12 protein-coding genes and 1 rRNA gene (1 of these 13 running past the window's edge) are annotated in these 14,706 nt (G+C 50.1%); 5 read left to right on the top strand and 8 right to left on the bottom strand.

Translation table 11 applies throughout. The features are described from left to right. The coding region (locus OEY64_12375) for a cobalamin-dependent protein (protein MDH5543743.1) at positions 1–732 on the bottom strand (732 nt) is incomplete at its 3' end. Between the two features lie 280 nt (positions 733–1,012). On the opposite strand from OEY64_12375, the gene OEY64_12370 reads away from it, so the two are divergent. Next, positions 1,013–1,393: a zinc ribbon domain-containing protein gene (locus OEY64_12370; GenBank protein ID MDH5543742.1), complete on the top strand. Its 381-nt coding sequence runs from the start codon at positions 1,013–1,015 to the stop codon at positions 1,391–1,393. Positions 1,394–1,531: 138 nt separating this feature from the next. Here OEY64_12370 and OEY64_12365 read toward each other — a convergent pair whose 3' ends face one another. From OEY64_12365 to mnmE, 7 genes are all read right to left on the bottom strand, one after another. Continuing rightward, on the bottom strand, positions 1,532–2,746 hold the full coding sequence (locus OEY64_12365) for a type II secretion system F family protein (protein MDH5543741.1): 1,215 nt from the start codon (positions 2,744–2,746) through the stop codon (positions 1,532–1,534). Beyond that, positions 2,746–4,452 carry a type II secretion system ATPase GspE gene (gene gspE / locus OEY64_12360; GenBank protein ID MDH5543740.1) on the bottom strand — a complete coding sequence of 569 codons (1,707 nt, stop codon included), beginning with the start codon at positions 4,450–4,452 and terminating at the stop codon, positions 2,746–2,748. The genes OEY64_12365 and gspE overlap by 1 nt, the downstream gene beginning before the upstream one ends. Before the next feature lies 1 nt (position 4,453). Next, positions 4,454–5,200, bottom strand: a complete 747-nt coding sequence (locus tag OEY64_12355) for a hypothetical protein (GenBank protein ID MDH5543739.1) — start codon at positions 5,198–5,200, stop codon at positions 4,454–4,456. 35 nt (positions 5,201–5,235) lie between these two features. Beyond that, on the bottom strand, positions 5,236–6,489 hold the full coding sequence (locus OEY64_12350; protein ID MDH5543738.1) for a (Fe-S)-binding protein: 1,254 nt from the start codon (positions 6,487–6,489) through the stop codon (positions 5,236–5,238). Positions 6,490–6,605: 116 nt separating this feature from the next. After that, entirely contained in the window at positions 6,606–7,178 is a 573-nt protein-coding gene (gene rsmG / locus OEY64_12345; GenBank protein MDH5543737.1) for a 16S rRNA (guanine(527)-N(7))-methyltransferase RsmG, read from the bottom strand. 3 nt (positions 7,179–7,181) lie between these two features. Then, positions 7,182–9,062 carry a tRNA uridine-5-carboxymethylaminomethyl(34) synthesis enzyme MnmG gene (gene mnmG, locus OEY64_12340; protein ID MDH5543736.1) on the bottom strand — a complete coding sequence of 627 codons (1,881 nt, stop codon included), beginning with the start codon at positions 9,060–9,062 and terminating at the stop codon, positions 7,182–7,184. Next, entirely contained in the window at positions 9,059–10,411 is a 1,353-nt protein-coding gene (gene mnmE / locus OEY64_12335; GenBank protein ID MDH5543735.1) for a tRNA uridine-5-carboxymethylaminomethyl(34) synthesis GTPase MnmE, read from the bottom strand. Before mnmE ends, mnmG begins: the two co-directional genes overlap by 4 nt. Before the next feature lie 207 nt (positions 10,412–10,618). Between mnmE and OEY64_12330 the strand changes: the two genes are divergently transcribed. The 4 genes from OEY64_12330 to OEY64_12315 form a co-directional block, all read left to right on the top strand. Next, positions 10,619–12,355, top strand: coding sequence for an ATP-binding protein (locus OEY64_12330; protein ID MDH5543734.1), 1,737 nt, complete (start codon positions 10,619–10,621; stop codon positions 12,353–12,355). Positions 12,356–12,463: 108 nt separating this feature from the next. Further along, entirely contained in the window at positions 12,464–12,769 is a 306-nt protein-coding gene (locus OEY64_12325) for a hypothetical protein (GenBank protein MDH5543733.1), read from the top strand. A gap of 309 nt (positions 12,770–13,078) precedes the next feature. After that, entirely contained in the window at positions 13,079–13,828 is a 750-nt protein-coding gene (locus OEY64_12320; GenBank protein ID MDH5543732.1) for a HAMP domain-containing histidine kinase, read from the top strand. Between the two features lie 458 nt (positions 13,829–14,286). After that, positions 14,287–14,706 (top strand): 16S ribosomal RNA (locus OEY64_12315) (it continues 1,138 nt past the right edge of the window).

Here is a 14,706-nt window from a genome sequence, read left to right as displayed (position 1 = left end):
GATTGACCGTTTTCTGTACTTGTGTCCGTGCATGACCTGGGGGTAAACGCAGTATACACATTGAAAAGGACATCCCCTCCCCGTAAAGATGGCGACCTGCGGATATTGGCAGATGGTATAAAAGTAGTCCTCGATGTTGAGGTGTTTTTTGTAGACCTCGGAGAGGAACGGAATGCTGTCGAGATCCTCAATATATTTTCTGTCGGGATTTTGGGTTATTTTGCCGTTGTGCCTGAAAGTCAATCCATCGATCTTGGCAAGTTCTTCGGCGGAAATTTTCCCGTTGGAGGATTTAATCCTTTCGGCAAGATCCTTCAAAGTTTCTTCGTACTCTTTCCTTGCGACTGCGTCCAGCTTCCCGGATAGCGAGAGGGCGTTTTCAGGGAGCGCGGTAGGATGTGTCCCCACAAGTACAGTGAAGGCCCCCGTAAGTTCCTTGAGGGACTCTGCGCTCTTGACGTCGGCATTTATGCTGGGGGTTGATGTGTCTATTACAAGAAGTTGGGGCGCAAAGGTTTTTGCGATCTCGGCTACATCCTCAAACGAGGCTCTGGAAGCGGGCGCATCGACAAGTTTCACTTCAAATCCGGCTTTCTCAAGCACGCCGGTGGCATACGAGAGCCACATCGGGTAGTAGAAAGTTCCACCTTTGGTTATAGCGGGGGATCTCTGCTCCCGGCTAAATCTGCCGTGCTCTTCCTTGAACGGCGGGTTCAATAACAGGATTTTCAATACGGCTCCTACGGGTTTATTTCGGTCTTTTTATTCAACCGAATGGTTTGCGTTTCAGGGAACAGATAATAACTTGTGTCGGCGTCTTTTGAAAGGGGGAAATTGCGGGCGAATTACAGACTACCTTTTAACCGATGGCATCTGGCTGATTTTCGTGCTCTTTTTCAGAATATAAAAGAACCGTGGCGAAAAGGGGCGTAAATAGTTATCATGTCTGGGAGAGGTCCGTTTTTTAGGGACGGAACGGGAATTTATTTTTTTTTATGCAAGGAGATATCGAATGGAATGTCCTGATTGCGGAGCAAATCTGAATGACGGCGCATCCGTTTGCACTGAATGCGGGATTGTGTTGAAGGATTTTGACAAGGATCACAAGATAAACCTGATGTCGAATATCGACAAGCAGACTTTCAAGAATCTTCACGATAAGGAAGGTAGCATGTTTTCCCCTGGTTTTATTGTAATTGGAATAATCCTGACGATTATTTCCTATTACGCCATGACAAAGGAAAACCCGGTAAAGGGGATGGTCATGGGCCCGCAGTTGTACCGCGATCCGACGCCTGAAGAGAAGTGGGACATGCAGATATCGAAACGGGAGAGGCTGAAAAAGGAAAAGGATGAAAAGGAGAAAGCCTTAAAGCCGAAAGAGAGCAGGTAGACCACAGGTTTCAAACCTGCCGGATCAATACTCATCTGGAAGCTGTTCCTTTGTTTTCGCTCTTCGCCGGGCGAAAACGAAAAATTTTTTTCACATCGAACAATTTGCGGTTTTTCTTTATCCCGTGCTGAGAGCTTTTTAAAACGGGAGGTCGTTTATCGATACGATTGCGGTAAGCATGGAGACAACGATAAACGCGACGCCTAGGCCCATCACAAGGATCATTGCGGGTTCAAATAGGGTCAGAGCCCTTTTAACGCTTGTCTCCACCTCCCCGTCGTAAATGTGCGCCATTCTGAGCATCATTTCGTCAAGGGTGCCGGTCTCTTCACCGACCAGCGTCATATGAACCGCAAGAGTAGGGAATACTCCTGTATCTTTCAATCTTTTTGATATCCTTCTCCCTTCCTTGACGTCCTGGATCGTTTTGCCAACCGCATCGGATATGACGGTATTGGAGAGTGTCAGTTTCACTATTTCGAGCGCTTCGACTATCGGAACTCCGCTTTGCAAAAGGGTGCCGAGGGTTCTGGTAAATTGCGCTACGGAAGATTTTTTTATTATATCTCCGACAAGAGGGACGTGGAAAAGGAGAGCGTCCCATTTTCTTTTCCCGTTCTCGGAAGAGATATACGCTTTTATCCCCGCGATGACAGCGAAGATCGCGATTGAAAGTACGATCCAGTTGTTAAGTATGAAATTGCTGGAAGCCACAAGGAACCTTGTCGAGGCGGGAAGCTCCCCACCCATCTTTTCGAAGATGGAGGCAAAGCGCGGTATCACATTTGTAGCGAGTACAAGTATCGCGGCAAAACCTGTAAGTGCGACGACCGCGGGATACACAAGCGCCGATTTTATGGATTCGATCATTTTCATCCTGCTATCGAGGAACCATGCAAGGCGGTCAAAGGTTTTTTCAAGGAATCCTCCCGTCTCGCCGGCTCTTACCATGCTCAGGTAGAGCGTGGTGAAGGCCCCCTTCTGCTTCCCCATCGCCGTCGAGAGAGTGTCCCCGCCGTTAACCGAGTCTCTTATGCGCCGTATCGTTTCGCGCCCTTTTTCGGTATCCGCGAGTTCAAGAAGCACATTGAGGCATCTGTCGATCTCCATTCCGGAACGAAGGAGCGTTGCCATCTGGCTGGTGAAGTTCATCGTCTCTTTTGGCGAGAGCGATTTTTTCATGAACGGAAGTTCCAGCCCTCCTTTTCTGGACTTTCTTTGAGGTTCGATGGAGATGGGGAAAAACCTTTCCCGCTGAAGTTTTTCTATTACCGCGTCCTTGTCCGGGGCTTCCATAACGCCGGTAGCAGTTTTCCCGGAAGGGTCGGTAGCCATGTAGCTGAAGATCGGCATCAGATGACCTCGGCAGTCGTAACTCTTATCACTTCAGAGACTGACGTGATACCTTCGCGCACTTTTCTCCAGCCGTCTTCGCGAAGTGTGATGAGCCCCTTTTCGCGGGCTTTCTCCTTGATGATGTGCGAGCTGGTTTTCGAGAGAATAAGATTTCGTATTTCGTCATCGATATTAAGGAGTTCATAGATCCCGATCCTCCCGCGGTATCCTGTATGGGCGCACTCTACGCATCCGTTCTCACGGTAGATGGTGGTGTCGATGGCGGAGGATTTGCCCGATATCATTTTCAATGTTTCCCTGTCGGGCTTGTATGGGGTTCGGCATGATGTGCAGAGTATTCGCACGAGCCTTTGGGCAAGCGCACCGACCAGCGCGGAGCTTATCAGGTAATGTTCCACACCCATATCGAGGAGGCGGGTTATCGCTCCGGCGGAATCGTTTGTATGGACAGTCGAGAAAACCATGTGGCCCGTAAGGGAAGCCTGGATGGCGATCTCCGCCGTCTCCACATCTCTGATTTCTCCCACCATTATTACGTCCGGGTCCTGCCTGACTATCGACCTGAGGCCGTTTTGGAAAGTAAGCCCGATATTCGGACGCACCGGTATCTGGTTCACTCCCTGCATCTGGTATTCGACCGGGTCTTCGATGGTGATTATCTTTTTGTCCGGCGTGTTAATCTTTTGAAGCGCCGCGTAAAGAGTTGTTGTTTTTCCGCTACCGGTAGGGCCGGTCACCAAAAGCATTCCGTACGGTCTTTTAATGATTTCGTTCAGGATCGTCAGTTCATTCTCGGGGAAGCCTAGTTTTTCAAGTTCTACCAGGACGTTTCCGCGATCGAGAATCCTGATTACCACCGATTCGCCGTAAACGGTCGGGATTATGGATACGCGCATGTCGATATCCCTCCCTCCTATCCTACTCCGCATTCTCCCGTCCTGCGGAAGCCTCTTCTCCGCTATGTTCAGTCTTGCCATGATCTTCACTCTGGAAACGATCGAAGGGTGCATTTTCAGAGGGGGAGCTTCCATCCCGTGCAGAACGCCGTCTATGCGGTACCTGACATACAGGATCTTTTCAAAAGGTTCTATGTGAATATCGGAGGCGCCTGTTTCTACGGCGCGGGAGATAAGGAGGTTTACTATCTTGATGACAGGTGCGCCGCTTGCCAGGTCGGCGAGGGAATCGATGCTTTCCTCCTCGTCTTCGCCGGCCATACTATCCATGGCGCCGACCCTGTCGACGATCGATTCCATGACCGAGGCTCCTGTGCCGAACCGTTTTTCTATCGCGTGATGGATTAGATTTTCGGTTGCCAGACTCGCGACTACTGTTTTATCCTCTCCGACGAACATCGCTTCAACAAGAGGTATCGACGCGGGGTCGTTTACGACAGCTTCCACCACCTCGCCGCTTGTCTTCACCGGGTATATTTTGTTTTCCGAAAGAAAGCCGAGAGATACGTTGTGGCGTTTCAGATCGAAAGAAGATTCCGGGAGATCCCCCTTGTCGTAAAGATGGAGATTGAATTTTTCCGCGATCGCCTTAAGCACCTCTATCTCGGATACATATCCAAGCGCTACAGCGGTTTTCCAGAGCGATTGCCTTCCGGCGGCGGACTGATTTTTTATAGATCTCCAGTTCTCTTCCGGTATCCGCCCGGAATTTTTAAGTATCTGTTCTATGGTTCCAAGTTCGCTCAAGTTATTTCCCTTTTGTTCTGGCGCCGCTTAGCTCGTAGTCCGACATCTGAGGTTTTACGTCGGGGTTTTTCTTTATTCCTGCCAGTTCGGCTTTTTTATGATTTTCATGCTCTTCAATGTCGAGATATACCGATGTCCTTTTTCCGGTATTGATATTTGTCACTTCAATGTGGTCCTCATATATCCGTTCGATTATATGGCTCGATACTTCTGCGCCTTCGTAAAAGGATTCACCCGCTAGCTTTTCCTCCCCGATCGGCTGGAGTTCAAAGTTCTCTCCCTTTGCCTTCGCCTCAAGGAATTTCGCTCCGCTAAGGCCGGGGCGCTCATGGATTTCCGTTTTGATGTATTTCCTTACGACGCCGTCAAGTATGGCAATCCGCTTGTCGCCGGCGAGGATCGTCCCCTTGAGTTTTATATCTGGGAAGGTGTCGTTCTCCTTAGCGGTATCACCCTGTTGTGCAGGGGAAGAGGGTGGGGTGTAGCTCTTGCGTTCGTTTCGGAAGATGTTCTCTTCCAGGAGTGAAGGTGGTATCTGTACAGCATTTCTTTCGAATACTCCTGAAAGATCCGAGTCGATCTCATCCATGTTCATGGAAGCGGTTTTCGGCATTTCCGGTTTTGATATTATCGTGTTGCCGATACCGAGGAGCATCAGGCTGGCTGTGACGGCGGTCGCTCCCGTCCAGTATTTTCCCGGTACAAGGAAAAGGAGTTTTCCGCTCTTTTTAAACAGGTTTTCCAGCATTCTATGGGAAGTTTACCATCATGCAGGCCCAAAATTCACTTCTTAAGGAGTTTCCCTAATAAAACGGCTGTATCGGTCACTTCTACTCCGGGAGCATAGCGGGTGGCAATATCCTTCAACTGCATCCGGCATGACGGGCATGCGGTTACAACCATATCCGCTCCCGATTTTGCTATCGCCTCCCCCTTGCTTCGTCCAATGTCTACGGAGTCGCCGTAAAACTTCAGCGCAAACGAGCCGGCGCCTCCGCAACAGCTCCCCGGATTTTCCATCTCAACGAATTCAACGCCGGGAAGTTTTTTCAGTATCTCTCTCGGCTCCTTGTTTATGTTCATCCCCCTGTTCAGATGGCATGGGTCGTGGTATGTAACACGGAGAGGTGTTCCCCCTTTTTCGTATTTGATTTTTTCCGTGAGTTTATCGGCAATCAGTTTCTGATAGTCGATGATCTTTTCTGAAAATTCCTCTTTTTTGGGGTGGCTCGCGATCTTCGGGTAGATCTCTTTCAGCATCGACCCGCAAGTGGCGCAACTCGTGACGATAAGATCGACCTCCCTTGAGGTGAAAAGTTCGATATTTTTATCCGCCATCACTTTCGAGCTATCATGATCACCGGCGAAATAGGCGGGAGCGGAACAGCATACCTCGTCCCTGAAAAGATGCACCTCAATGCCGGCGGAATGAAGGAGATCTATTACAGCCTTGCCGGTGTCGTGAAATGCCGCGTCTGCCATGCAACCGGTAAAATAGGCAGCTTTAAGAAGCGGTTTTCCGTCTGCCGGAATTACATCGGGGAGATCCTTTTTAAGATTTCCGAGTTTAAAATTCGGAAAGATACGCTTCCTTCCATCCTTTACAAAGGGGAGTCCGGGCATTGAGGGGAGAAGCCTGAAAATGGACGTTGCCAGTGCCATCCCTTTCGAGAACATGGAGAGGAACCTTTTTTCAGGCAGGATGCTGTTATATATGTAGCGTGCTGTCCTGTTCCCGTTCGTTCGCGTGAAAATCTCGCTTCTCGCCGCGTTAATTACCTTTACCGGTTCGGCTCCGGCGGGGCAGACCTCCCGGCAGTTCATGCAGGTGAGACAGTGCTCGAATTTTTCCATCAGCTTTTTGTCCGGCTCTATCTCGCCTCTCATCAACGCGCCTGCTAGAAGCACCTTGCCGCGCGCGGAATCGTGTTCCATTCGGGAGTGCTGATAGGTAGGGCATCCGGCGTGGCACCCGGCGCAGAGTACGCATTTGTTGATGTTCGATTTCAGCTCTTCGAGTTTCGTGTATTTATCCATTTTTTTTACTTCTGCTTTGTCTTCAATATCGCAAGATCGCGCGGTTCGGAGGAGAGCCGTAACCGGGAGTGGCGTTCAGCAGTAGCATTTATATATTAGCAGGTTGTGGCGAGTATTCACTCCATTGTCAGGGAGACGGAGCTGTTGTTCGAGCCTGTCAGCCTGAAACCGGGTTCCTCGTAATCCTCTTTCGGCGATCTATGGAGAATAGCCACCCCGCCGCCATGCAGGAGATGGCGGGCCGCTTCCAGAACTTCCTTCGGCTTTACCTGTCTTGACGTGACCACATCAGCCGACTCGAAATACTCCTCCTTTTCAAGGATCGAACTTGTGTGGACGTTAAGCGGGAGGAGGTTCTCGATCTTCAGCATAGCGACGATGTGCGTAAGGAAATCGCACTTCTTCGCGACAGATTCAACTGCGAAGAACGTGTTCCCCGGCATCGCGACCGCCAGGATTATCGCAGGTATCCCGCCCCCCGAGCCGATGTCGAATACCTTTAATCCTTCATGCGAGGGGAAGAATTCGAGCATCGCCAGCGACGGCTCCACGAGGGTCTCCCATGCCTTCTCTTCATCGACCGAGGTGAGGTTGATCTTTTTGTTCCAGCGGTAAAGTTCCGCAAGGTATTTTTCTATTTTTTCCCGCTGGTGGTCGTTCATCATGCTCTCAAAGTTACCAATAGACAAAATTCACTCATTGGGGGGGACATGTTTTGTCTTCCCGCCCCCTGTTTTCAAATGGATTAAAAGCATAGAGAGCGCGGCGGGGGTAACGCCGGAGATCCTCGACGCCTGTCCGAATGTGACAGGGCGGACACTTTCAAGTTTTTGAACAACCTCCCTGGAGAGGCCGGAGATATTTTTGTAGTCGGTCTCCCTGCCGAGAGGCATTTTGTCTACCCCTTCCAACTCCTTTATCCACTGCTTCTGGCGGGTGATGTACCCTTCATACTTTATCTCTATCTCGCTTCTTTCGATCTCGTCCTGGGTAAATTCCGACATATCCCCGAAAACCGATTCATCCTTCAGCGAGACGTCCGGTCTTTTCAGGTATTGCGCGAGGCTCAATATATCGGCAGGTTCCGGCAGACCGGCATTCTTGAGTTTTTGCAGGTTCTCTTTCGACGGCGTGAGCTGTTCCGCTTTCAGGCGGGAGACCAGTTTTTTTATCTTCCGCTGTTTATCAAGAAAGAAAAGGTACTTCTCTTCCGGGAGGAGGCCTATTTCCCTTCCGATACCGCAGAAGCGGGTGTCTGCGTTATCCTGTCTCAGCAGAAGCCGGTGCTCGGCGCGGGAGGTGAACATCCTGTAAGGTTCGTCTGTCCCAAGCGTGGTGAGGTCGTCCACCATTACGCCGATGTAGCTCTCCTGGCGCCGGAAGATGACCGGTTCCCTTCCTTGCAGTTTCAATGCGGCGTTTATTCCGGCGAGGATCCCCTGTCCCGCCGCCTCTTCGTACCCGGAAGTGCCGTTTATCTGTCCGGCAAAATAGAGGTTAGATACAAGTTTCGTTTCAAGCGTAGGGAAGATCTGCGTCGGTGGAGCGAAATCGTATTCAACCGCGTAGCCGGGGATAACAATTTGCGCATCCTCAAGCCCGCTCACGGTGCGAACGAAATCCAACTGTACGTCAGCCGGAAGCGAGGTTGATATTCCGTTCGGATAGACAAGAGAGGAGCTTTGCGAGACAGGCTCTATGAATATGTGATGCGAGTTCCGCTCCGGGAAACGGACCACCTTGTCTTCGATGGATGGGCAATACCTGGGGCCGATACCTTCGATCACCCCCGTGAAGAGCGGGGAGCGGTCGAACGATCTCCTTATCACCTCGTGGGTTTTTTCGTTTGTCCATGTGAGATGGCACGGGACTGCCGGCCTTTCGAGTTTTTCTGTGAAGAATGAAAAGGGTCTTGGCGGAATATCGCCGGGCTGAATGGCGAGTTTTGAGTAGTTGATGGTGTCGCGGTGTAGTCTTGGCGGGGTGCCTGTTTTCATTCTGCTCAGCTCAAAGCCGATTTTTTTTAACGATTCGGAGAGATCCTTCGAGGGGGGCTCACCGTTCCTCCCCCCTGGCCTGCTCTCCATCCCGGTGTGCAGAAGGCCGTTGAGAAATGTCCCGGTACAGACTATCAACGCTTTGCATGGAAGCTCCTCGCCGGATTTGAGGCGAACGCCCAGTACCTTCCCCCCCTCCGCGATTATGCCGGACACGCTCCCCTCGACCATTGAAAGGTTCTCCACCGCCTGGAGGGTTTCCATCATCACGTTCTCATAGACGGCAGTATCGGCCTGCGCCCTGTTTGCCCGGACAGCCGCTCCCTTGCTGGCGTTGAGGGTGCGGAACTGTATTCCGCTTCGGTCGGTAACGGAGGCCATCAGCCCGCCGAGGGCATCGATCTCCGATACTATCTGGCTCTTCCCCGGCCCCCCGATAGCGGGATTGCACGACATCCTTGCGATGCTTTTTATATCGGGGAGGATCATCGCTGTGGCGCAACCGAGCTTTGCCGATGCGTGTGCCGCCTCGCACCCGGCATGCCCTCCGCCAATCACGATTACGTCGTACTTCATTTGCCGATGCAGAACTCGTCAAAGATTTTTGATAGAACCTCTTCGGTGTACGATTCGCCGGTAAATCGCTTTATCTCTTCGACGGCGTCCCATATCTCCGCGGCGGCTATCTCCCGCCCAATTGCAAGCTCATTTCTGGCCCGCTTCAGATCGTCGGAGATACGCTTGAATATGGAGAGATGGCGGGCGCGCGTAACGAGCGGTTCAACCCCTGGTCTTATGGAGCCAGCGGTCATCTTAACGGCCTCTTCGATAGATTCAAATCCGGTTCGGTTATTCACCGATATCGCGCTTATCTTCATGGAGGCGTCGGGCCAGAGAAGTTTCCTTTCGGCATCCGATTTATTGATAAGCGCGATCAGGTTTTTAAGTTCTTTTAAGGTTTCAAAAACCTTGTCGTCCTCCTCGTCCCATGGACGCGAACCGTCGAAAAGAGCGATGACAAGGTCTGCCTCCCTTGCCGCCTTCAGTGTCCGCTCAATTCCGATAGATTCGACCTCGTCCGGCGACTTGTTCAATCCTGCGGTATCGATGAATTCAACCGGGAATCCGGCTATCTCGCTTTCGCCATGGATGAGGTCGCGGGTAGTACCTGGGTGTTTGGTCACGATGGCGCGCTCTTCCTCAAGGAGAGCGTTCAGGAGGGAGGATTTTCCGACATTCGGCTTGCCGATAATGGCTATCTTCATACCTGTTTTCAGGAACCTTCCAGATTCATAGCTCCTTACCAGCGAGTCGACCTTGTGAATGGATTCGTCCAGGAGTTTCAGTATCTGTTCATCTGTCGCTGTTTCGAGCTCTTCGTCCGGAAAGTCTATAGACGCTTCAAGGTGGCTGAGTATCTGGAGGAGTTTCTGTTTCGCCGCCTCTATCCTTGCCGAGAGCCCCCCCTCCATCAGCTGGAGCGCCGCCGTTGCCGCCCCTTCCGAGCGCGCCTTTATGAGGTCGATGACCCCTTCGGCCTGCGAGAGGTTTATCCTTCCGTTTAGGAAGGCCCTTTTTGTGAACTCCCCCGGTTCGGCCATTCGTGCTCCGTTATCCATTATCAGCTTCAGGGCGCGCCTCAGGACGGCAGGGGAGCCGTGGCACGATATCTCCACGCAATCCTGCCTTGTGTAGCTTCTGGGGGCTTTCATGTAAACGAGGCATACCTCGTCGATGATCTCCGTTTCCGATAAAAGCGTTCCAAAATAGAGTCGGTGGGATTCCATCTCTTTTGCCGGTTTTCCCAAAGGGCGGAAGTTTTTAGCCGTTGCCTTCAGCGCGTCCGGCCCCGATACGCGGATCACGCCTATCCCCCCTTCACCGACGGGGGTGGCAATAGCGGCGATGGTATCGTTCAGGTTCATTCATCTAATTTAGAGGGAGGGGTTCATCTAAGCAAGCCGAAAGCTGGCGAATCGGTACATGTTGGCAAATTTGCGATTTTTCATGAGGGCGCCGGTATATCGCGAACTGGTTATACCTGTTAAAATAAAAAGTAAAGCATCAAAAATGTTCAATTTCCTGTCGAGTTGCCAAATAGTGGAACGACAGGTTGGAGGGGGTTTTAAAAAGTGGGTTTCTCCCAGAGTGATGACGTGAAAGCCGAAGATGGGACTATCGACCTTGATTTCCTGGAAAGCACGAGGGTAAAAGGGTTTCGATCACTTAAATTCCCCCCGATTCTGGAGAAGGTTTTTCTCGAGGACTATTTTCAACATTCGTTGAGAACCTTGCGAATAGGGATAATCGTTGGGGTTGCATTCTGGTTTCTTTTTGTTTTCGACGATTTGAGCATGCCCCATCCAAACTGGATATACGCGGTGATTATCCGTTTCGCGGTTGTTACGCCGATAGTCATCGCTTTTCTCCTATTCAGTTATTCCAGGCATTTCAAAAAGGTGTACCAGCCTCTCATGGCAATGGTCGCGTTTATCGTTGGAATAGGGATGCTTGGGATAATTCACCAGCACGATGAGGCGATAATATTCCATCACCATCCCTCTCTGCTGTTGCTGATAATAGTCGCATATACCCTTTTCAGGCTCAGGTTCTATTACGCGACTGCATCGATGCTCCTGTTGAGTCTTGTTGATATTGTCGTCGCTGTTATTTTCACCAAAGTTTCACCTGATCTTGTTGCGGTCGAGATACTCAGGATACTGGCCATAAACGGGATAGGGATGACGGCAAATTATATTCTGGAATTCTATACGCGCAACGAGTTCCTGAAGTCGTCTCTCCTGGACAGGAGAAGGGCGCAGGCGGAAGATGCAACCGCGATGAAGGATAAATTCGTTTCGCTGGTATCTCACGACCTGAAAGCGCCTTTGTCGACAAGCATCGGGCTCTTGCGTCTCTTGAAAAAAGCAGGAAGCGGTCAGTTCACCGAAAAACAGGCCGATATCATCGACAGGGTAATTGCCGGAAGCGAGAAAATGGTAGAGACGATTGACGCGCTTCTGAATATAAGCCGCTTGCAGACAGGCAAACTTATTGTCAGGAGAAACTGGGTGAATATTTACGTGCTGATAAACGACATGATTGGGAAGATCGGCTATTCGGCCACGCAGAAAGGGATTTCCCTGGTAAACGAGATGCCCCTGCAAAGGCATATGTTCATCGACAAGGATCTGATCCAGGAAGTGTTTTTAAACCTCATGACGAACTCCATAAAGTTTTGCCGTGCCGGCGACACAGTTTCTATCACGGTCCCTCACCGTCGAAGCTTTTCAATCGTGGTGAAGGACAGCGGTATCGGAGTAGCGCCGAAAATTCTGCCGGATCTTTTCAAGCACGAAATAAAAACTTCCGGCATAGGGACAGGGGGGGAGAGAGGGACAGGGCTCGGTCTTCCGTTTTGCATGGACATATTGCGGGCCCACGGAGGCAATATTTCCGTCGAATCGCGTGAGGGGGAGGGTTCCGAGTTCAAACTTGAATTTCCCGATACCGGATTGAATATTCTTCTAGTCTATTACGACCTGGTCAACCGCGATATGACAAGGAATTATTTGCAGGAAACAGGGGCAAATCTCACAGAGGCCAGGATTTATGCAGATGCCCTGCAATGGGTAGAGCTTGGAAGCTTCAATGTAATAATCGCAGATTGTGCGCTGGGCATGGAAGATCTCGCCAAATTCGTTCAAAATATACGTGAAAAGCGGCTTGAAAAAGGAATTTTGTTTATGGCGGCAGGGATGGCTGGGGCAGAGACGAAAAAAGATATGACAAAGCTAGGGATAACCGCATTTTTAGAGAATCCTGTAAGCGCGAAAGAGCTATCCGCCCGTATCGCAAGAGTTGCGTGAAGATTCGTTCCCCCTTGCCTTTACGGATACTAATGACGGATATTAAGGGGTGATTTCAGGCAGGAGTTTGCGGATTGAAGATACTATAGGCAAATGGGAGAAGTTAAGTTGCATAAAAAGATTTTGTTAATAGTCGCCTTGGTGACGACGGTGGCGTCCTGCATGTCCAGTCCGCTGGAGAAGGCGTTCAAGCCTGGTATGGTTGAGACGGAATCGAACAGGGTAATAAACGAGTACTGCATTTCGTGCCATACCCACAGCAAGTTTGACGGCGAGAGCCATGTGTTCGATGTGAAATACAGGTATAACGAAAAGGAGTTTGCCGGGCAAACCGGTTGCCGGGTGTGTCACAGTTATGAGAAGACATGGCTCCTCGACGCAAGGCGTCACACGCGGAGACCGGTGAACCAATAGCGGGATTTGAACTGTCGGTGGGGTAAAAAGGATCATCCTTTTCTGGCATGTTCAAGCGAGGCGTTTGAGGTGAGAGGGCATTTTCGGATTGCCTGGGGGAGGGGGTTTGAAGATGCACAATTTTACTGGAAAGAGGGGACCGTCCGATGTATAAAAGAAAATATGAAGCAGGAAATTGGGCTTCGAATACCGGGGGGGTATTGATTGCGGGGAAATCGCAAAAATCCCTGTTAAAATATAGACATGTCCAAATGGCGCTTTTTTTAAAAGTAAACTGCATAGGAAAATGAAATAGACAATTTTATTGGCATGAATGATTTAGCAAAAGTATTGTCCTCCATCCTTTCCGGCAAGGATTGTTCGGCGGAGGATTTGGCAGGTTTTTCCGGTTCGGATCAAAAACTCATACTTGAATTCCAGAGTACCTGCAGAAAACGCTCACTTTCGCTGGAGGCTATCTGCAGGGATAAGCGCCGGGGCGACGAGGAGTTGAACAGGATAGCCGACGCAATGCAGGATATTATCCATATTGAATCTGAAGCCGTGAAGCTGGATATTGAGAATTTAAATATGAAAAGCATCATCCTTGAAGCGATGGAAGAGCTTCACGAGATGAGCGACGCGAAAAGCATAAAGCTTGTCACCCGCCTTGACAGCCAGTCGTTGAGGGTTTATGGAGATGCCCGGAGATTGAAAAAGGTGCTGGTAAACCTCCTCGCAAACGCGGTCAATCATACAAGCGAAGGTGGGACGATTGAAATCCTCGCCAAGGGATTGCCGCAGGAAGTAATGGTGAGCGTCGTGGATAACGGTGTCGGCATCCCCCCTGAAAGACAGAAGATCATTTTCAACAGGTTCAAAGATGCGGAAGAGCATCCGGAAATCAGCCACGGGCTCTGCTTGGGGCTGAATCTCGTAAAGCATATTGTTAACATACATAGCGGCAGGGCATGGGTTGAGAGTGAAGAGAAGAGGGGGAGCATTTTCAGCTTTTGCATACCGCGGCAGATGCTTTGCAATTATGTTAAATCAAAAAAGATAGAACCGTTATTTGCCTAGTCTCCCAAGCACGGAGCTTTTACTTTTTGTTTCTCGTTTTCTTATTGTATTTTATCTCCTGAAACCCGAGTTGTTTTGTAGCCCAAGTGGAGAAATTTAAAAGGATTACGGGCGAATTGATCGCTCCTGGAGCGGGTATTCCACGCTCTGTGTTTCGCGGGTGACCGCTGAAATTTTGTCGAATTACTCTTGAACTATTCCGGGCCGAGGCGTAGAATTGCAGCTGAGAAGAAGACAGGAGGAGAGTCTTTGTCGGCATTAAAAATAAATGCATTTTTATGCTTGACTTATTTTTGAATCAGGTTATTATTGCTCTTTCGTTTCGATAAACGAACGAGATTGAACTTTAAAATTGTTGATTGAAAGCAATCGGTCATGTGGGTCCGGCAAATTCTGCTAATAACAGATTTGCCACAATTACTTTTGAAATAACCCTGAGATTCAGGGTTCAAGCTTTTTTTTTGGAGAGTTTGATCCTGGCTCAGAACAAACGCTGGCGGCGTGCCTAACACATGCAAGTCGAGCGAGAAAGTTCCCTTCGGGGGATGAGTAAAGCGGCGAATGGGTGAGTAACACGTGAGTCACCTACCCTTAAGTTTGGGATAACATGCCGAAAGGTGTGCTAATACCGGATAATATTCCCCCGGGCCACGGGAGAATCAAAGGATGCCTCTATACTATGCATTCACTTATGGATGGGCTCGCGCGTCATTAGCTTGTTGGTGGGGTAACGGCCTACCAAGGCTACGATGACTAGCTGGTCTGAGAGGATGATCAGTCACACTGGAATTGAGATACGGTCCAGACTCCTACGGGAGGCAGCAGTGAGGAATATTGCGCAATGGGCGAAAGCTTGACGCAGCAACGCCGCGTGGAGG

Source organism: Nitrospinota bacterium, assembly GCA_029881495.1.
Classification (GTDB): domain Bacteria; phylum Nitrospinota_A; class UBA7883; order JACRGQ01; family JACRGQ01; genus JAOUMJ01.
This window is presented reverse-complemented; position numbering and strand designations above follow the sequence as displayed.

Bases quoted from the DNA above. Each gene is read 5' to 3' on its own strand.
- OEY64_12370 (MDH5543742.1), top strand. From the start codon at position 1,013: ATGGAATGTCCTGATTGCGGAGCAAATCTGAATGACGGCGCATCCGTT.
- OEY64_12365 (MDH5543741.1), bottom strand. From the start codon at position 2,746: ATGCCGATCTTCAGCTACATGGCTACCGACCCTTCCGGGAAAACTGCT.
- OEY64_12355 (MDH5543739.1), bottom strand. From the start codon at position 5,200: ATGCTGGAAAACCTGTTTAAAAAGAGCGGAAAACTCCTTTTCCTTGTA.
- OEY64_12350 (MDH5543738.1), bottom strand. From the start codon at position 6,489: ATGGATAAATACACGAAACTCGAAGAGCTGAAATCGAACATCAACAAA.
- mnmG (MDH5543736.1), bottom strand. From the start codon at position 9,062: ATGAAGTACGACGTAATCGTGATTGGCGGAGGGCATGCCGGGTGCGAG.
- mnmE (MDH5543735.1), bottom strand. From the start codon at position 10,411: ATGAACCTGAACGATACCATCGCCGCTATTGCCACCCCCGTCGGTGAA.
- OEY64_12320 (MDH5543732.1), top strand. From the start codon at position 13,079: ATGAATGATTTAGCAAAAGTATTGTCCTCCATCCTTTCCGGCAAGGAT.